At 58.2% G+C, this 19421-nt stretch carries 16 protein-coding genes; 8 read left to right on the top strand and 8 right to left on the bottom strand.

Features of this window, described 5'->3' with window-relative positions:
* Positions 1-21: 21 nt before the first annotated feature.
* Complete coding sequence (locus PH547_RS16220; protein WP_104826130.1) at positions 22-753, bottom strand: FadR/GntR family transcriptional regulator; 732 nt, start codon at positions 751-753, stop codon at positions 22-24.
* A gap of 79 nt (positions 754-832) precedes the next feature.
* A complete protein-coding gene (gene ydiJ, locus PH547_RS16215; RefSeq protein WP_285168834.1) occupies positions 833-3871 on the bottom strand; it encodes a D-2-hydroxyglutarate dehydrogenase YdiJ in 3039 nt (1012 codons plus the stop codon).
* 97 nt (positions 3872-3968) lie between these two features.
* Between ydiJ and PH547_RS16210 the strand changes: the two genes are divergently transcribed.
* Genes PH547_RS16210 through PH547_RS16195 form a run of 4 tightly spaced genes read left to right on the top strand, consistent with a single transcriptional unit; the run spans position 3969 to position 7018 of the window.
* Complete coding sequence (locus tag PH547_RS16210) at positions 3969-4718, top strand: SDR family NAD(P)-dependent oxidoreductase (RefSeq protein ID WP_260304692.1); 750 nt, start codon at positions 3969-3971, stop codon at positions 4716-4718.
* Positions 4711-5451 (top strand): SDR family oxidoreductase, encoded by a 741-nt coding sequence (locus PH547_RS16205; RefSeq protein ID WP_285168833.1) that lies wholly within the window; start codon positions 4711-4713, stop codon positions 5449-5451. The genes PH547_RS16210 and PH547_RS16205 overlap by 8 nt, the downstream gene beginning before the upstream one ends.
* A gap of 48 nt (positions 5452-5499) precedes the next feature.
* Positions 5500-6825: a DUF3422 domain-containing protein gene (locus tag PH547_RS16200; RefSeq protein ID WP_285168832.1), complete on the top strand. Its 1326-nt coding sequence runs from the start codon at positions 5500-5502 to the stop codon at positions 6823-6825.
* A 10-nt stretch (positions 6826-6835) separates the two neighbouring features.
* Positions 6836-7018, top strand: a complete 183-nt coding sequence (locus tag PH547_RS16195; RefSeq protein ID WP_260304695.1) for a hypothetical protein — start codon at positions 6836-6838, stop codon at positions 7016-7018.
* A 38-nt stretch (positions 7019-7056) separates the two neighbouring features.
* Here PH547_RS16195 and PH547_RS16190 read toward each other — a convergent pair whose 3' ends face one another.
* Both PH547_RS16190 and PH547_RS16185 read right to left on the bottom strand, forming a co-directional pair.
* A complete protein-coding gene (locus PH547_RS16190) occupies positions 7057-8079 on the bottom strand; it encodes an Ldh family oxidoreductase (protein WP_285168831.1) in 1023 nt (340 codons plus the stop codon).
* A 60-nt stretch (positions 8080-8139) separates the two neighbouring features.
* Complete coding sequence (locus PH547_RS16185; protein ID WP_285168830.1) at positions 8140-9168, bottom strand: trans-3-hydroxy-L-proline dehydratase; 1029 nt, start codon at positions 9166-9168, stop codon at positions 8140-8142.
* A gap of 204 nt (positions 9169-9372) precedes the next feature.
* On the opposite strand from PH547_RS16185, the gene PH547_RS16180 reads away from it, so the two are divergent.
* Both PH547_RS16180 and PH547_RS16175 read left to right on the top strand, forming a co-directional pair.
* Positions 9373-10071: a GntR family transcriptional regulator gene (locus tag PH547_RS16180; protein WP_260305280.1), complete on the top strand. Its 699-nt coding sequence runs from the start codon at positions 9373-9375 to the stop codon at positions 10069-10071.
* A gap of 606 nt (positions 10072-10677) precedes the next feature.
* Complete coding sequence (locus tag PH547_RS16175) at positions 10678-11679, top strand: glycine betaine ABC transporter substrate-binding protein (protein ID WP_104826138.1); 1002 nt, start codon at positions 10678-10680, stop codon at positions 11677-11679.
* 61 nt (positions 11680-11740) lie between these two features.
* Here PH547_RS16175 and PH547_RS16170 read toward each other — a convergent pair whose 3' ends face one another.
* Positions 11741-12673: a LysR substrate-binding domain-containing protein gene (locus PH547_RS16170; RefSeq protein ID WP_285168829.1), complete on the bottom strand. Its 933-nt coding sequence runs from the start codon at positions 12671-12673 to the stop codon at positions 11741-11743.
* Between the two features lie 252 nt (positions 12674-12925).
* Here PH547_RS16170 and PH547_RS16165 point away from each other — a divergent pair, with 252 nt between their 5' ends.
* The gene (locus PH547_RS16165; RefSeq protein ID WP_285168828.1) at positions 12926-14053 is read left to right on the top strand and encodes an alcohol dehydrogenase family protein; all 1128 of its coding nucleotides are present in this window, start codon (positions 12926-12928) and stop codon (positions 14051-14053) included.
* A gap of 14 nt (positions 14054-14067) precedes the next feature.
* Complete coding sequence (locus PH547_RS16160) at positions 14068-15183, top strand: mandelate racemase/muconate lactonizing enzyme family protein (protein WP_285168827.1); 1116 nt, start codon at positions 14068-14070, stop codon at positions 15181-15183.
* Positions 15184-15279: 96 nt separating this feature from the next.
* Here the strand turns inward: PH547_RS16160 and PH547_RS16155 are convergent, their stop codons facing one another.
* From PH547_RS16155 to PH547_RS16145, 3 genes are all read right to left on the bottom strand, one after another.
* Positions 15280-16332 (bottom strand): proline racemase family protein, encoded by a 1053-nt coding sequence (locus tag PH547_RS16155; RefSeq protein ID WP_104826141.1) that lies wholly within the window; start codon positions 16330-16332, stop codon positions 15280-15282.
* Between the two features lie 84 nt (positions 16333-16416).
* On the bottom strand, positions 16417-17430 hold the full coding sequence (locus PH547_RS16150; RefSeq protein WP_260304701.1) for an Ldh family oxidoreductase: 1014 nt from the start codon (positions 17428-17430) through the stop codon (positions 16417-16419).
* Position 17431: 1 nt separating this feature from the next.
* Entirely contained in the window at positions 17432-19417 is a 1986-nt protein-coding gene (locus PH547_RS16145; protein ID WP_285168825.1) for an oxidoreductase, read from the bottom strand.
* Between the last annotated feature and the right edge of the window lie 4 nt (positions 19418-19421).

Here is a 19421-nt window from a genome sequence, read left to right as displayed (position 1 = left end):
GCGCAGGCCACTTTTTCTCCGCTACTGCTCCGTTTCGCTGCTCACAGGCTCATCGAGCAGCGCGCGATAGCGATTGAGGCTTTCTTCCAGATGGGTTGCCAGCGCGCTTTTTGCCGCCTTAGGATCGCCTTGAGTAATGGCGGATAAAATGGCGGCGTGTTCCTTGTTGATCTTCTTCAGATAGGTGCCGTAATTGCGTGCGGATTGCCGATGCTTCAGCAGCAGATCGAAATTGATCCTCTCGATCACCGCTTCCAGAAAGTTTGGGAAATGTGGATTGCGGGTGGCGCGGGCAATGGCGAGGTGAAATTCGAAATCAGCGCGCGCTTCGACTTCCGCATCTTCCGTTGCAAGCGTTTCCAGCCGATCGTAGGCGCGTGCGATCTCAGCAAGAGCTTCCGGCGTACGCCGCGTAGCGGCAAGCGCGACGGACTGCATCTCCACACCAAGCCGGAGTTCGAGGATCTGCATGGCCGAGCGGATGTCCTCGATGCGGCCTATCTCGAAATTGAGGGCCTTGGCATCCTTTTCGCTCACATAGACGCCAGCGCCCTGACGCGCGGTGACCCGGCCTCCCACTTTCAGGGAGGTGAGCGCCTCGCGAATGACGGTCCGGGAAACGCCGAACTCTTCGCAAAGCTGCGCGCTTGACGGAATCTTCTCGCCGGGCGCATAAAGACCGGAATCGATGCGCTCACTGAGTTTCGCAACAACGATTTCCGCGAGATTTCCCCGTTGCGTGATGATCGACACCTGATTTTGCTCCGATTTTCCTGGGCCGAATTTAGCACATATCACATATCATGCCACATTTGATCGCGGCATGGTCGTGCTAATCTGCAATTATTTCATTCAGCACTTCAAACGGATGCGAGATTCTTTTGTGATCTATCTGCTTGACTTGAGACCGGCATGAATAACCTGTGGCCATCAGCATGTTGGTTTTATCCTCGGCTTCAATCTCGCGTTTCCAGCTCATTGCATAAAGCCGCTCCGAGATGGCGCGGTTGCGCGCTTCATGGCCGAAGGTGCCTGCCATGCCACAGCAGCCGACGTCAGCCGTCTGAAGTTCGATGCCTAACCTTCCGAACACCGCTTTCCATTGCCCCAGGGAAGCGGGCGCGTTCGTGCGTTCCGTACAATGGGCCAGCAATCGGAACCTCTTGCCTTCGGCGGTCGATGGCAGGGCGCCGAGCCTGTCGACATTGGCCGTTAGCCATTCCTGCGGCAAGAGGACGGTTGCCTTCAGCTTCGCACCGACCGCGCTTTTGTATTCGCTGCGATAGGCAAGTGTCATCGACGGATCGAGGCCGACGAGAGGCACGCCGCTATCGGACAGGCGATTGAAATAAACGGCGGATTGCCCTGCAGTCCTCTCAAAGCGGCCGAGATAGCCATGGACATGCAACGCCTTGCCGTTGGTATGATGGGCGGCGAGAAAGGGCGACAGGCCCATTTTCCGCGCCAGTTTTATCGCAGCGACGGCAACTTGCGGGTCGAAATGCTCCGTGAAGCTATCGGGAACGAAAATGACGCTCCGTTTCCGTTCGTCAGGCGACAAGGCTTCGATCCGGCTGGGGGTCGCGATCGGCACGCCCAGGCGGGCAGCCTCTCGCGCCAGGGAGAGGCGTGGAAGCAGCGGCAGCGCCGTCAGCCCGGCGACATGCATCAGCTTCTGGCCCACAAGCGTTCCCACGAATAGGTTGTATGCGGGACGCATCCGAACCATCAAGGGCAGAGTGGTCTCGATGGTCGCGACGAGCAGATCCTTCATGGGGCGCAGGTAGCGTCCGTAATAAAGCTCCAAAAACTTGGAACGAAACGATGGGACGCTGACCTTGACGGGGCATTGGCCGGCGCAGGCCTTACAGGCCAGGCACGTGTCCATCGCAGCGCGCACCTCATGCGAGAAGTCATCCCGGTTTTTGGGATTGAGTGAGTTCAAGGCGCGCCGGGCGAGATCAAAAACGGGATTGGCGCCGCGCGCCCGCTCTGCTTCCCTGCGCGGATCGACGCCCTTCTCGGCAAGGAGCCGCAGCCATTCCCGCATCAGTGCGGCACGGCCTTTTGGAGAGAAGCGTCGGTCGCCTGTCGCCTTATAGGAAGGGCACATCGGGCTTGCTTCGTCAAAGTCGAAACAGGCGCCGTTGCCGTTGCAATAGGCGGCATTGTCGAAGGCGGCGCGGATCTCGTTGCCGAGAACGCGGTCGACGCTGCCGCGAAGCGGCACCTCGTCTATTTTCAGAAGCGGTTCGTTTGAAGGCGCCGCGATCTTGCCGGGATTAAGCCGGTTCTCCGGATCGAATGCCCGCTTGATCTCCTGCAGGCAGGGATAGAGGTCGCCAAAGAATTCCGGCACATATTCCGAACGCACGCCCTTGCCGTGTTCGCCCCAAAGGACGCCGCCATATTTGCGGGTGAGCGCCACCACTGCGTCGCTGATGTTGCGCACCAATGGGACATGATCTGCGCGGGTTAGGTCGAGCGCCGGTCGCACATGCAACACGCCGGCGTCGACATGGCCGAACATGCCGTATGAAAGGCCCGCACCGTCCAGCAATGCACGGAACTCGCGAATATAGGCCGCGAGGTTTTCAGGGGGAACAGCCGTATCTTCGACGAAGGGCACGGGCCGGACCGGCCCTTCCACATTGCCGAGCAGGCCGACGGCGCGCTTGCGCATCGACCATATCGCTTCGATCTCGGCATGGCTCCGCACCACCGTGTAACCTCTTCGGCGTGCATTTGCACCGGTATCGATAGCTGCGGTTATCTCGGATAACTTGCGTTCAAGCTCGTCCTCATCGTCGGCGAGAACTTCGGCGATATTAATCCCGTTTGCCGATCCGATTGCATCATCGGGGAAAAACCGGGCGATGCTGTTCCAGACAATGTCGCTCTTGGCGAGCTTCAAGACTGTCTCGTCGATCGTTTCTACCGAAGCGACTTTGAGCGCCGCCAGGGTCCGGGCATCCTCCAGCGCCGTGTTGAAATCGCCATATCTGATGTTGATCAGCGCGGCGTGGGCCGGAAGCGGCAAAAGATTGAGCTCCGCCTCGGCGATTATCGCCAATGTTCCCTCCGAGCCGCAGAGAATGGCGTTGAGGTCGAAACGCCCGTCGGGATGCCGTATGTGGGCGAGATCGTAACCGGTCATATAGCGATTGAGGTTCGGAAAGACCTCTGCGATCCGGTCGTGCTTTTCTCTAGCGATCCGGTCGACCGTCCTGTGGATCTCTCCAATCCGGTCCTGGCGCGCTGCAGCCTCGGCAAGCGCTGCCGCATCCAGTGGGCGCGACCACCATTCGGAGCCGTCGACGAGCACGATACGCAGGCCGAGCACATGGTTGCTGGTCTTTCCGTAGAGACACGAGCCCTGGCCGCAGGCATCGGTGGAAACCATACCGCCGATGGTCGCGCGGTTGGAGGTGGAAAGCTCAGGCGCAAAGAAGAGGCCGTATGGCTTCAAGGCGCGATTCAACTGATCCTTGACGACGCCGGCCTGGACGCGAGCAACCCTTCGGACCGGATCTATGTCCAGTATGCTGTTCATATGCCGCGAACAGTCGACCACAACGCCCGATGTCAGCGATTGTCCGTTGGTGCCGGTGCCGCCGCCTCGTGGTGCAATCGCGATCGTGCGGAAGGCCGGTTCCGAAAGGACGGTTGCGACAATTTTCAGATCTTCGGCGCCCTTCGGAAAAAGAATGGCTGCGGGCTCGACCTGATAGATGGAATTGTCGGTCGCAAAAACCGTCCGCGTCGCGGCGCCGGTTTCTATGTCACCGTTGAAGCCTGCTTCAATGAGCCGTTCGAAGAAACTGGCCGGGGGCAGGGGCGTGACGAAATTCGCCCGCAGACGTGGAATCATCGGAAAACCTTTATAAAGCGCTTGAGCTTTGTCAAAGTTGGCATATAAGTGATAACATACAAATTAGGTGACGCAACGCAAAACAACGAGGTGGAACTTGAAGAACCAAACCGCAATCATCGTCGGTGGCGCATCTGGTCTCGGGCTGACGACAGCGAAGCTTATGATCTCTCATGGTGCAACCAAAATCGGCCTGATCGACCGCAATGAACAATTGCTGGCTTCGTCCGCGCAGGTGCTGCGTGCTCTCGGCGCAGAGGTGGCGACGGCGGTCGCCGACATCTCCCGCGCCGAAACGGCGCATCGGGGTTTCAACGAAATCGTCGGGCAGCTTGGTCGCATCCATGTCCTCGTCAACAGTGCCGCGATTTATCCGCGTCGGCCGATTCTCGAAATCACCGATGAGGAGTGGGATCTCGAAAACGCCATCAACGTCAAGGGCACCTATCACATGATGGTAGCTGCCGTACTTCATATGCGCCAGCATGTGAATGCTCCGGAAGTGACGGGACGCATCGTCAACGTCACCTCGGTCGACGCCTTCAAGGCACATCCCCAGAATGCCCACTATGCCGCGACCAAGGCAGCCGTGGTCAGCCTGACCAAATCTTTCGCTCAGGAATGCGCCAAGGATCAGATTCTCGTCAATTCGGTTGCGCCGGCCGGCTTTGCGACCGATCGCGCCAAGGAACTTGGCTTCCTGCCGGAACTGGCCAAGGCCAGCGCGCTCGGCCGCGCAGCTGAGCCGGTCGAAATGGCGGAGTGGATCGTCATGATGGCATCAAGCCGCAACACCTATGCCACCGGTGAAAACGTCGTCATCAGCGGAGGCTACATCTATGTCTGATGTCTATCGCACCGTGGTCGTAACCGGAGCGACCAGCGGTATCGGCAAGGCGATTGTCGTCGCTCTTAGGCAACGCGGATTCACGGTCTATGCGGTCGGCCGCAACGAAGATGTGCTCAAGGAACTCTCCGAGACCAGCGGTGCGATCCCGATCAAGGCGGATGTGCGCGATACGCAGAGGATCGCCGAAGCGCTGAATGGCATAGAGGTTGATATCCTCATCAACAATGCCGGCATCCTGTCGACCCGGGCATCCTTCCATGAGATCGATCTGGACGAGATCGACGCCATGATCGACGTCAACCTGAAGGCGCCGATGCGTCTCACGCGGGCGGTTGTGCCGGGCATGGTGGAACGCAGGCGCGGTCATTTGATTTTCATCGGCTCGATCGCGGGGCGGGCCGCTTTCCCGAATTCGTCGGCCTATGGCGCCTCCAAAGCCGGCTTGAGCCTGTTCTGCGACAATCTTCGTCTTGATTTGCTGGGGACATCGGTGCGCGTCAGCGAGATCGTCCCCGGACGTGTCGAGACCTCACTTTACCGCACCTCTATTCCGGATGGTCAGGCGAATGCCGTGCTCTATGACGGCTATCGCTCCATTCAGCCTGAAAACATCGCTCGCGTGGTCGAAAACATCATCGACCTGCCGGTCTTCGTCGACGTCTCGCGTGTCGAGGTCTATCCGACGGATCAAGCAGCGGGCGGGGGAACCATGGTCAAATTCCAGCAGTGAGAGCAGACCTATCTCCTTGATTTCTGTTCGGTATCTGGAGGGGGACCGATGGCAGACACCACTGCAATTGAAAGGGCGGCGCCTATGCTTTGGCCCCATGAGGACCGGGCGTTTGTGCTTGAGGAGGTACATGCCCGGCCGTTCAGGCCGATCGAAACGCCGGCACGTCTTTTGCATTTCGCGTTTCTTTCAGCGGGAGCCGAACGGGACACTGAGCGCGAAGCGCTTTCGCTTTACTGCCAGGAAAACGGCCACGACCCCATTCCGGCCAATGCGAGACATCATCGCGTGTCGTTCGGCGATATTCATCTTCGCTGGGAACGGCACAGCGAATTTGCGACCTATTGCTGGTATTACAAGCATCCCGCCCAGGCGGATTTTGCTGCGGAACCGGCAACTCTTGCTCCGCAGATGTATGCCATTCTCCAGCCAGGCCCGCACCTCGTCGCCATCGACCTGCACATAGTTGATGTGTCTTCGGCGCCCGATATCGATGCAATGTTCGCAAAGGAGTCCCTTTGCGTCATGACCGCCGAAAAAGGGGGCGTAATAGTTGCCACGGATTTCAAGCCGGACGCCGGCGGCTTCGTCAAAATTCTCGTGGTCAACAATGGCGTGCCCGCCATGCGGATTGGTGCGCTTGCCCAGAGACTGCTTGAACTCGAAACCTATCGAGTCCTCGCTCTATTATGTCTGCCCGAAGCTCAGCGTCTGGAGCCGTCCGTGCGCCAGATCGAGCGTTCACTGGTCGATGCAACGCAGGAAATGACGCAAACCGTCTCGCTGGAAGACAACGAAAGCTTGCTGGATAAGCTCGTCGTGCTTGCAGCACGCCTTGAAGCAGGTGCGGCGAAATCCCTGTTCCGCTTTGGAGCAAGCCGCGCCTATCAGAATATTGTTCTCGGAAGGATCACCGCAATCGGTTTCGAACCGGTGCCGGATCGCGAAACCTTTCAGGCATTCCTCAATCGGCGCATGGCGCCGGCGCTTCAAACATGCTTTTCGCTTGAGGAAAGGCAGGTCAACCTTTCGCGGAAGCTGGCGCGCGCGACCCAATTGTTGCGAGCGAAAGTCGATGTGGCGATGGAGCGACAGAACAGGGACATTCTGCAGACGATGAGCGAACGCGCTCAGCTTCAGCTACGTCTCCAGCAGACGGTGGAGGGGCTTTCGATTGCGGCTGTCAGCTATTACGTCGTTGGGCTGCTTGGCTATTTCCTTAAAGGTTTGGCGCATGGAATCCATGCATTCGACGCGGAATTGGCAATGGGATTAGTAAGCCCGATAGCTGTCGTCTTCGTGGCAACCCTTATCCGCCAGCGCACGAAACACTTCCATTCATCCAGCAATTCTCACAATTACAGCACTCGCTGAGGGTCACATCATGCGCCGCAAGATCGAAAATCAGCCGAACGAAGTCTCAGACCTTGCCGACAATTATGGGCCAATTGCCATCAAGGCGGTGCTTGCCGCCTTCAGCGTGAAGATGCCAAAAGCTGAAAAGACCAACACGGCAGAAGATGATTTTCCACGGCACCCGGACTTTCATGGCTATGAGGTAGACTAATCTTCGTCTTCCCTGTTGAGCGCCAGAAGAACGCCGTTCTATTGAGCGAATGAACGTAGCTGTTCGTAAGTGCTGGCGCTCAATCGGATGCCATCGCGCTCTGACGCTGCTCGTGTCCTATACCTTCGGTCTGACGGCAGTCGTGTTCCGCCGGACTGCCGGACCAATTCAATCAGATGGGCAACCCGGCTTGCAAATGCGTTATTGTTTCCGCACGTCGGATCAATAAGGATCAGAGCCTGCCCGGTTTTCGGGGTTTCTGCACCGGGATGAGTCGAGAAATCGACCTCCGTTGAAAATTGACCACCCGTTAGCCCAGATGCCAGAACCTCCACCATGAGTGAAAGGGCGAAGCCCTTGTGGCCGCCGAACGGAAGAAGAGAACCGCCCGCAAGAATTCTTTTCGGATCCTCGCTCAACTGGCCCTCGGCATCGACTCCGGTGCCCGGCGGAACGTTATGGCCCTCACGCGCCGCGATCCGCAGATCGCCATTCGACATTGCGCTGGTCGCGAAGTCGAAAACGAAGGGATCAGCGCCCGCAACCGGTGTTGCAAAGGCAATGGGGTTGGTTCCCATGATCGGCTTCGCACTTCCCGGAGGCGCAACGCATGCCAGTCCGGACACCATCGAAAGTGCGACGAAACCCTTTCTGGCAAACGGTTCAAGATCTTGCCAAAGCGCACTGAAATGATGCGAGTTCCGGATCGCGAGGACTGCCGCGCCGTATCTTGAAGCTTTTTCGATCAACAGCGGCGTGGCAGCCGCTAGTGCCGGTTGAGCAAAGCCGTTCCTGGCGTCGACGCGAACGAAGGCCTCGCCGCCATCTTCGATGGTAGGCACTGCCTTACCATCCACCCAGCCGCTCCCAAGCGTGGCAACATAACCGGGAATACGAAACACGCCATGGCTCATGCTGCCGTCGCGTTCACATCCGGCACAATTTTCGGCCAGGATCGCCGCATTCGCCTCGGAGACCCCGAAGCGAACAAAGATCTTGACCAATAGCAATTTTAGATCGCCAAAGCTGATACGGATGGAGTCTTCTGGATTTTCGATCATCCGATTAATCCTTCGAGACCGGCGTATGGCTCGACATGTATCAATGGCAAGATTTGCCTCCTAGATATCCATGGGCCAAGTGTCCGAGAGGCGATAACCCGCTTGAAATGGGTCGCTAGGATCGACCATTAGCTGTTTCGTACCGATCACCCACGCCCGGCCTGAAATGATCGGATTGATGCCGAGCTTGCCGTTGATGTCAACTTCACTGTCGATGCTGCAATGGAATTCCGTATCGAGCAACGAGGTGCCCACGAACTTGTCGCCCGGCTTCATCTGGCCCTTCGCATGGAGAATTGCCATTCGCGCCGAGCATCCGGTCCCGCAAGGGGAACGGTCGATCTTACCCGGACGTATGGCGACGGCATTCTTGCCCCAAAGCACGCCGTCCTTCATGACCACAGGATCGGTGATTTGGCAGAATGAGATGTGGCCCCAGTCGTTTGCCGGATGCTTGAAGCCAAGCTGTTCGTTCGCAGCTTCTGTGATCTTTACGCCAAGCCGGGCGATATCTCGAGCCTGGTCGGGCTGGAGCTGCAATCCCAGCGACGCCGCGTCGACGACGACGAAGCTGTCGCCGCCATAGGCGGTGTCGACAGTCAAGGTGCCAATTCCTTCGACTTCGAGCTTGGCATCGAGCTTATCGGCGAAGGAAGGAACATTCCGCACACGGATACGCTCGGCCTTGCCATTGCGGCACTCTGCCTCAACCTCGATCAAGCCGCCTGGCGGTTCCAGCACCATGCGCGTGATCGGTTCCTGCATCGGGATAATGCCGGTATCGAGAAGGACGGTTGAGACGCACATGGAGTTTGAGCCCGACATGGGTGGGGTATCGGCCGGCTCCATGATGATCCAGCCCATCTGCGCCTTCGGGTTCTTTGGTGGGACAAGAAGGTTCACATGTCTGAAGACTCCCCCGCGAGGCTCGTTCAGGACGAAGTTCCGCAGCGTTTCGTCCTCAGCGATCCAACGAGCCTGATCCCAGACGGTTGCGCCCGGCGGTGGGGCGACGCCGCCGACGATAACATCGCCGACCTCGCCTTCGGCGTGGCAGCTAACAACGTGCACAACCTTTGACGTTCGCATCTTCGTTCCCCATGGATTATGTCACATTCGCATCAATTTCGGATAACGTATACGATCTACGAAAGGTGAGTCAAGGCTGGCTTATGGAAGATGGCGTACGGAAGCATCTGCGACGTTGGACGTCCCGACAAATGCGGAAGCCTTGAGAACAAAAGTGGCCTACGATATTGCTCGCCTATCGAGAACCAAGGACGCGAACCGGGAATGCCGTTTAACTCAGAGCAGGCTACGAATTTGGGAAGCGTCCCAACGGCTTCGGACGTAATCGTCAAGTTCATCCGCGATTCCATCATTGATGGGACGCTCGACGAGGGTGAGCCGATCCGCCAGGACGAAGTCGCCCGCATGTTCAACGTCTCCAAAATCCCTGTTCGGGAAGCGTTGAAGCGCCTGGAGGCCGAAGGTCTCGTCGCTTTCCAGAGAAATCGCGGAGCGGTGGTGACGCCGACCTCCGAGCCGGAGCTCGTCCAGATTTTTGAGGTACGCGCGATCCTGGAATCCAGCGCGATAAAACTTTCAATTCCTCAAATGACAGAGGAGACTTACGCACAGGCGCAAGCCTATTGCGACGCGTTTGCTCAGGAAACGGACATCGGACGATGGGCCGAGCTCAATTGGCGTTTTCATTCACGGCTCTATGAGGATGCCCACAGGCCGTACATGGTGAACATGATACGGTCGGTGAATGATCGGATCGAACGCTACTTGCGGATTCAGCTCACGCTTTCGAACGGGCATCAGGTCGCCGACGATGAGCATCGTCAGATCCTCGAACTTTGCCGCAAGCGGGACGTCGAGGGTGCCGGCAGTCTTGTCTACGCCCACATTATGCGGGCGTGCCAATCTCTGATGGAGCACCTTCCCAAGGGCACCGCGTTGGCTCCCGCAACTAAGCGACCCTAAGGCGGACTTCTCCGCGGCGGACGGCGTTCGCCTCGCGATCACGTGTGTTCAGCCATCTCAGCGAGCATCTCTCGAAAATCGCTCCGGCGTTCCCGCCCGGCTGCAGATTCCCTCCGCGTCGGTGCAACGGCTGAGAAATTCTGGATCTTTGGCGAAATTCGTTGTTCTGGCAATAGCTTGGAATGTACATTAGAGTACACAAAACAACCATAGATGAAAATTTAATAGACATATATGTACATTTTGCTTGTTACGCTGATCCGCTTTTGCTAGAAGCTCTCCCAATCCGCTCGATGGGATGACGGGACGCGTGAGAACGCCGCTGGGGAAGGCCCTCGTCCATCGATGCACGACCGCTGTGAGTTTCCAAAAGAGGAGACGTGATGCGATGCCCATGAAAATCACCGGAAGCGGCGCGTTGTCCGACGACGCTTCAAATGATCTGCCGATGCCAAATCGTCGGCGAGGAGAATGACGCAATCTCCATCGGCTCAGGGCCGGCGTCACGCGGCTTTCAATCGATCGATAGACAGATGGGTTAACCTTCGGGACAGGTTCTGCGGCACCCTGTTCCTATCGACTGCCGCTAAGAATAGAGGGAACTCAATGAAGTATTTGCTTGCATCTACATGTCTCGCCGTCGGCTATTTGGGCCTGTCACTGCCTGCCTCTGCCGCCGGCTGTGGCACCGTCACCCTTGCTTTGCACAATGTTCAAAGCGCGGAAGTCCTGACGTATGTCGATAAGTTCATCTTGGAGAACGGTTACGGTTGCAGCGTGGAAACGATGCCCGGCGACACCGTGCCGTCGACGACGTCCATGGTTGAAAAGAGCGAACCTGACGTTTCGTCGGAGACCTGGGTTGATCTTCTGCCGGAAATCGTTCCTCGCGGCCTGAAGGAGCAGAAGATCATCGAGGCGGCAAAGGCGCTGCCGGACGGTGGTGTTCAGGGCTGGTGGATTCCGAAATACGTTGCCGAGGCGCATCCGGATATCAAGACGATCGACGATGCGCTCAAGCATCCCGAACTCTTTCCCGATCCTGAAGACTCGAGCAAGGGTGTGATCTTCAACGGAGCCCAGGGCTGGGGCGCAACCGTCGTTACCGCACAACTCTTCAAGGCTTACAACGCAACCGACAAGGGGTTCAACCTCCTCGACCCCGGCTCTGCGGCCGGTCTCGATGGTGCGATAGCCAAGGCTTACGAACGCAAAGAAGGTTTCATCACCTATTACTGGGCTCCGACTGCGTTGCTCGGAAAGTACGATATGGTGATGTTGAAGTTCACCGTTCCGCAGGATGCTGCCGAGTGGAAGCGTTGCATCACCAATCTTCAGTGCCCGGATCCCAAGCCGGCCGCTTGGCCCGTCGACAACGTCTACACCGTTCTGACGAAGAAGTTTGCCGACAGCGCCCCGCCGGAAGTCCTCGAATACTTCAAGACGCGCGGTTGGAGCAATGCGACCGTCGGCAAGGTGATGGCCTGGGAGACGGAAAACCAGGCGACCGGCGACGAAGGTTCCAAGCATTTCCTCAAGGAAAACAAGGATATCTGGACCAAGTGGGTTCCTGCCGACGTAGCAAAGAAGGTTGAAGCTGCTTTGTAAGTCTTAAGCGAGGGCGCGCGACGCTTCGCGCGCCCTAACTTATCGCCCACCGGCTTAAAGCCTATTTGCCTTTCCGAGGCATTGGTGCATCCCGCTCTTGCGCGGCGAGTTTCCTTATCCAGTCTCGAACTGTCTCCGCCGCCACCGAAAGTTCACGGTTACTGTTCCAGGTAAGGTAGTAGCCGCCGGGCGCCGGTATGACGAGATCGGTGAAGCGGACGAGTTCGCCCTTTTCCACGAGCGGCCCGACCAACCGATGCCAGCCGACCACCAGCCCCTGGTCTGCCATGGCAGCTTGCAGCGCCACGCTGAATTTGCCGAAGCGTCTCACATTCGCAGAGCTTGAGGCGACGCCTGCGCGCACCAATACCTCCTCCCAGCCCATCCAATCAGGTTCGACCCATTCGACGTTCAACAACGGAAGGTCACTCAGATCGGCAGTCGTTGCGCCTTGATGCCGTTCCGCAAATGCTGCGCTGCACACAGGATAGAGGCAATCGTCAAACAAAAACTCCGCCGTCTCGTCGATCCATGCGCCAAGGCCATAGCGGATTCTGAGCTCCACCTCGGCCCGGCGAAAATTCTTGACGTTATCGGAGATCAGGTGATCGACGGTTATTTCTTCAAAGGTCCGCCAGAAGTCCGGCATTCGCGGTACGAGCCACATCGTAGCGAAGACGTCGCTGCAAGCGATCGTGACGTTTCGAGCCTTGTCTCCACGTCGAATGGAATTGATGACATCTGAGGCGCGGGCAAATCCGGTCGCCAGGGCGTTGTATAACTCTTCGGCAGGCGCTGTCAGCGTCACTCCTCTCGCCTTGCGGGCAAACAGCAATACGCCAACATCGTCCTCCATGGCCTTGATCTGCCTGCTCACCGCCCCAGGCGTGACGTTCAATTCGGCGGCAGCCAGCGTGAAACTTCCATGTCGTGCAGCGGCTTCGAAAGCTGCCAGCGCCGTAAGGGAAGGAAGGCCGTAAAAGCGACGAACCAATTGTTTTTCTCCACTCTGGAACCGACACGATACGCCATCGCCACGCCGAGAGCGATGGTGAAAGGCTGCTTCTCCCAATCATTGTTGGGGAGGAGGCTCCCGTTGGAAATGCCTGACAAGATTGAGATTAACTCACAGCATTGCTGAGTTTTAAGTGCGTTGTCTTCAACCCGCAGATGCCGTTTTCATGCTTGGAGAGCACGCCAATTATCGGCGTCGTCCAAAGCCTCAAACAAGCAATAGTGGGTGAAGATGAGCCTGAACGAACCTGCAGCCACAAATCAGATTTCGGCGTCTTTGCCGGATCGCATGAGCGGTGTCGAGCTAGTTGGCCACGGTGGATTTGATAAGCTTCAATACCGGGACGATATTCCGGTTCCGAGGCCAGGCCCCGGCGAGATCCTGATCCGTGTTGCCGCCGCTGGCGTCAACAATACCGATATCAACACACGGATCGGATGGTATTCGAAGGCGGTAAGCGCAGGAACGGAAACCGGCGCGACAGAAGGTTTCCAGTCTGCGAAAGATCTCGATGCCAGTTGGTCCGGCACGCCAATGACATTTCCGCGAATTCAGGGTGCGGATTGCTGCGGCCGCATCGTTGCCGTTGGCGAGGGAGTGAACGTGGAACGCCTGGGCGAGCGCGTTCTCGTTCGCAATATGCTGCGGACCTATGTTGGATACCGGCCCTACGAATGTTGGACCTTCGGTTCCGAATGCGACGGCGGGTTCGCTCAATATGCGAAGGCGCCGTCTGCGGAAAGCTACAAGGTCGACTGCGATTGGAGCGATGTCGAACTCGCGTCCATACCCTGTGCCTATTCCACGGCGGAGGGCATGCTTCATCGCGCTAACGTAAGCTATGGCGAACGTATTCTGATCACGGGCGCTTCGGGTGGTGTTGGATCCGCGGCGATCCAACTGGCAAAGCGACGTGGCGCCTTTGTCACTGCGGTTGCCGGGCGCGATAAGGCCGATCAATTGCTCGCGCTGGGGGCCGACGAGGTTCTTCCCCGCGGCGAGAATATCGTCGAGAAGCTCGGGAAGGATTCGGTGGATGTCGCTCTCGACGTCACGGCTGGTCCGTCTTTCGGCGAGCTTCTGGAGGTCCTCAAAAGAGGCGGGCGATACGTCGTTGCAGGAGCTATTGCCGGCCCCATTGTCGAGCTCGACGTCAGGACCCTTTACCTCAAGGATCTGTCGTTCTTCGGATGCACATTTCAGGACGACGTCGTGTTCAAGAACCTCGTCGGTTACATCGAGCGTGGCGAGATAAAGCCAGTCATCGCAAAGACATATCCGCTCAAAGACATCATTCGGGCTCAACAGGACTTTCTGTCGAAAAGTCTCGTCGGAAAGCTCGTGCTCGTCATTCCGTGATTGAAGGATGGACCATGAAAGATTTGAAGATTGCCAAGATCGATGTTTTCAAGGTGGACCTGCCGTATGCGGGCGGAGTTTACCGCCTGTCCGGAGGGCGGGAATATCGAAGTTTCGATGCGACGCTCGTCCGCATTACGGCCAACAATGGCCTCGAAGGATGGGGCGAGAGCACGCCATTCGGATCGACCTGGATTGCCTCCCATGCGCTCGGCGTGCGAGCGGGGATCGCGGAAATCGCGCCGAGCCTCATCGGGCTCGATCCGAGACGTGTCGATCGGATCAACGATGCAATGGATGGAGCACTTGTCGGTCATCTTCACGCGAAGACGGCGATCGATGTGGCGTGCTGGGACGTGTTTGGAAAGGCGGTGGACCTGCCGGTATGCGATCTCCTTGGTGGCCGCACCGATGTCGCCATGCCCGTAATCTCTTCGATCTACATGGGTGATCCCGAAGACATGCGCCACCGGGTCGCACAGCACCGCGCGATGGGCTATATCGCCCATTCGGTAAAAATCGGAGACGAGCCGGCGATGGACGCCGCGCGCATTGCGGCATCGCTTGCTGATAAGAAGCCGGGCGAATTCTTTATCGTGGATGCGAACGGAGGCATGACCGTCGAGACGGCGCTTCGGATGCTGAGATTGCTGCCCGATGGCCTCGATTTCGTCCTCGAGGCACCATGCGCTACCTGGCGCGAATGCATTTCACTCAGGCGTCGAACCGATGTTCCCATCATCTTCGACGAACTCGCTACGGACGATGCTACGATTGCACATATCGTCGGCGACGATGCGGCAGAAGGGATCGGGCTGAAAATCTCGAAGAATGGTGGATTGACCCGGGGCAGGCGTCACCGAGACATCTGCGTAGCGGCCGGTCTTACAGTGAGCGTTCAGGAAACGACGGGTTCCGACATCGCCTTTGCCGCCATCGTGCATATGGGCCAGACAGTCCCTGAGAAGAACTTAAGATGCGTGCTGGAATGCCGCGATATCGTATCGATCAAAACTGCTGACGGCCCCTTCGAAGTCGTAGACGGCCGCGTGAGAGCGCCGAGCCTTCCGGGACTCGGAATAACACCGCGCCTTGAGGTGCTGGGTGAGCCGATAGCGAGCTATTGTTAGAGTAGAAACGGCGTCTTTGGGCGACGGCATTTCCATGCCGCCGCCCCTGATCCCAAGGCTCAATAGCTTGAGCCGTTGCTTTCTTTCGTCCGGCAATCAGGCCCAGGTATCTCCCACGGTGAAGCCCTCGACGAAGGGATCGTCATTGTCCAGGACGATCGTGTTGATGCCATAGATCCAGCTCGTTCCGCTGACTGTCGGCACCACAGCGTTCCGGTCGCCGATCTTGGCCTCTTCGACGAGCCTGCCGGTATAGATGTTTCCGAGAATTCCCTGATGGCGGAAATCCTGGTTGAGCGGCAGTTCGCCCTTGGCATGAAGCACCGCCATCTTTGCGCATGTACCAGTGCCGCACGGGCAACGATCCAGCGCACCCGTCCAAGTAGCCGGATTGTCCCATGAGAATTCCCCGGACGCCATGGTGACGGTGTTCTTCCAGTCCGCACGCGGATCGTCTGTTGGGCCGGAGAGTTGCGAAATGGTGATGCCGACGCCAGGATAATCCGGATGCGACACCGGCAATTGTTCGATGGCGGCTTCCCTGATCATGGCCGAAATTCTTGCGATTTCCCTGCCGTGCTCCGGCTTGAGCTCCAGCCCGCGGAACTGGCGAACATCCGCAATGGCATAGAACATCCCGCCCCATCCGACGTCCACGGTCACCTTGCCAAGGTGCGGCACGTCGATGACTGCGTCCAGATGCGCGGCAAAGGCGGGCACGTTTTTGAACGTGACGCTCTTCACCTTGCCGTTCTCGCATTGCGCGCTCACCCGGATAAGACCTGCGGGCGCCTCGAGAACCAGCTCCGTGACCGGCTCCTTCATCGGCAGCATCCCCATTTCCAGAAGCACGGTCACAACCGAAATCGTGTTTCCGCCCGACATGACGGGATATTCGATCTGCTCCATGATGATGTAGCCGGCCTGAGCCTCCGGATGGGTCGGCGGCACGATGATGTTGCAGCAATGGGCAGAATATCCACGCGGCTCGCGCAACAACAGTTTGCGCAATTGATCGTCATTGCTCTCGAGCCATTTCATCTTTTCGTAGACCGAATTGCCGGGGATATGGGGTATGCCTCCGGTGACAACACGCATGGGCGTGCCGGCATGCGTATCGATCGCCTGGATGGTGCGTTTGAATGCCATTTTCTTGTTCCTGTACTCTCGTGGTTCGATGGTTCGCGACGATTGGACGGAAGTCTCAGCCAGGGAGCTCCGATCTCTTTTTTGCTAGTTGCGCTCTGCCTGCAGCGACGCAAATCGACTGATGGACTCAAAGACGGTGCGCGGAATCTTAAGCTCCGCCGTCGGGGAGGGCGGGAAAGGAATTCCAGTGACGCCGGGAATGAAGACACCGTGATCGTGAAGACGAATGGTCTGCGCGTGAGCACGACGAATGCGCTCGTCTCCGAGACCTGGCATGATCGCAATAATGCTAAGGCCGACAGCGGGAGACGCATTCCCTGATCTGAAATCGGGAGTGTCCAGCGACCATGGCCCTCCGGAGAGGCCCGCGGAAAGCATCTCGACGAACAATGCCACGTTCCCTCCCTTGCGGCCGCCGAACGGCAGCAATGCTCCTGTCAGTGCCTTGGTGGCGTCTTGTGTCGGCTCGCCGTTTTCGTCGACAGCCCAACCGTCGGGGATCGGCTGACCCTGTTCGGCCGCCTGAACGATGTTGACGAAGGCGGTTGCGCTGGAAGCCTGGTCGATGACCAAGGGAAGGGTCTGGTCGCCAAGTGGAAAACCGAATGCCATGGGGTTCGTGCTGTAGACGGCCACACCGCCAGGCTTGGGTACGACCATTGCGTTCGCGTTTGTTGCAGCTAGCCCGATAAGACCTTCCCCGGCCAGCCTTCGAACGTAGTATCCGAGCTCTCCCGCGGTGTAGCTGTTGGTCTGCGTAAACACCGCGACGCCTAATGTGCGGGTGGTTTCAACCAGATCCGCAAAGGCAAGGTCAAAGCCGAGCTGGGCAATTCCGCCGTCGGCATCCGAAACCATGAATGCAGGGAAACTCCGTTGCAGACTGGGTTGCGAGTCGCCCTTGATCCGGCCTTCGGCGAAGGCATTGAGGTAATCCACGAAATGCGGGAAGCCCAGCGTTGCAGGACCAAAAAGCGCAGCCGACAATGTTGCGTCGACGAGGGAACGGGCGCTCGCCTGCGACGCACCGGCCGCTACGCAGGCGCGCATTGCGAGTTCTTCTGCTTCCGACCTACGGAGCGAGACCTCTTCTGCCATATCAAATCTCCAATCCTGTCTTTCGACCTTCGTAAAATGCGTAGGGAGCTTGTCGCGGGGCCGCGCAATCGCCGATCTGACGAATGGTGACACCCAAAGCCGACAGACCCGGCATCAGCCAATCCGCGGGAAGATTTGTCGTCGCCATGACCAGCGTATCCGCCTCTACAAAGTGATGTTCGCCGGTATTGTGATCCACGAGCGTTGCGCCGTTCCCCTTCCACTCGACCACGCTCGATTCGACGATCCACTGGACGCCGAGTTTGCGCAGGGCCTGTCGCATGGGGACGTCGGCTGCCGTTCGTTGAAGCTCTTTGCCGACGAAAGGATCAGGGGTGACGATGGTGACCAAATGACCGTCTTCGGCCAGCTTCCAGGCCGTGCCGCATGCCCTCCAGCCGCCGCCTTCGTCGAGAAGAAGAACGTGTTTTCCGGGTCTGACCTGCTTTGCCATCACGCCTTCGACGGTAAAGACGCCGCCCTTCTCGATGCCGGGTAAGGTCTCCACAGTCGGCAGCGCCTTCTGGAAGCCGGTTTCCGGCGAATAGGATCCCGTGGCCACAACGACCACATCCAACTCGGCCGCATTGATTTCCTCAGCTTCCACGTAGGTATTGAGCCGGACTTCGACGCCGAGGCTTTCGAGCTGGCGCTCGTACCATGCCAGGAGATCTAGTATCTGTGCCCGGCGTGGCTGGAGCCCCGCCAGCAGGAAGTTGCCGCCCAGGTGATTGGACGCCTCGGCGAGGACTACGCTATGGCCTCGCTCTGCGGCCACTCTCGCTGCCTCCAGCCCAGCCGGCCCTCCGCCGATAACGAGAACCCGTTTGGGGGCGTCTGTTTTTGTGAAGCGATCGCCGTTCCACTCGGACTCGCGGCCGGCAGAGGGATTGATCAGACAGCTTATCCAGTAATCGCGTGAGCGGCGGCCCCAACACATCTGATTGCACGAAATGCAGCCGCGAATGTCCTCAGGGCGACCTTCGCCGGCTTTCCGTGCCAGATGAGGATCGGCGATTTGGCCTCGCACGATCGAGACCAGGTCGCAGGCGCCCTCTCCCAGCACCGTCTCGGCATTCTCGGGTGTCCGGATGTGACTTTCTGCCGTGACGACCGCTTTCTTCACGACCTTTTTCAAAGTCGATGCCAGATCGGCCCCGAGCTTTTCAGGATAGATGAAAGTCGGCATCAGCTTGTAGAAGTCGAGATAGCCGCCCGATCCGCAGGTGACGTAGTCTATCAGGCCGAGCTCGTCATGGAGTTTGACGATCTCGGCGAGCTCCTCGCGTGAAAGAGCTGCCTTTACGTCAGGCTCGTCGCTGACGGCGATGCCGACGATGAAGTCAGGCCCGCAGGTCTCACGAATCCTGGAGAGTATTTCCCGAGACATCCGTGTGCGATTTTCCAGCGACCCTCCCCATTGGTCGTCCCGGCGGTTGCTCCAGGGCGTCCAGAACTGATCGACCATCCCGAGATAGGCCGCCCAGACCTCCACTCCATCAAAGCCCGCCTCGCGACATCGCCGTGCGGCCTGAACGAAGCCATCGATGGTTTCCCATATCTCGTTTTCGGTCATCGGATGTGAGCCGTCGCTATCGTGATAGCTCGGCAAGCCGGAAGGCGACCAATGAGGATGGAAGGAATTATCGGAGTCGCCGTGCGCGCCGACATGGTAGAGCTGCTGAATGGCAACGGCGCCGTTGTCTTTTATCGCCCGGACGACCTTTGCGAAATGCGGAATAACGGCGTCGTCCGAATGCCGGAAGTTGTGATGCGTCAGGACCGCGGACGCATGCACCGGCATCGGCTCGACGACAATCATCGCAGCGCCGCCGATCGCCCGCTCGGCATAATATGCCGCATGGCGTTCGGTCGGCAGACCCTCCAAGGCGAGGTTTGAGGTGTGCGCGCCGAAGACAATTCGGTTTCGAAGGGTACGGGAACCAATCTTTAGAGGCGCGAACAGGCGAGGAAACGTCTGGGACATGGTG

This window comes from Rhizobium cerradonense (assembly GCF_030182455.1).
GTDB lineage: Bacteria > Pseudomonadota > Alphaproteobacteria > Rhizobiales > Rhizobiaceae > Rhizobium.
Note: the sequence above shows the minus strand (reverse complement) of the source record. Positions and strands in the feature narration are given on the sequence as shown.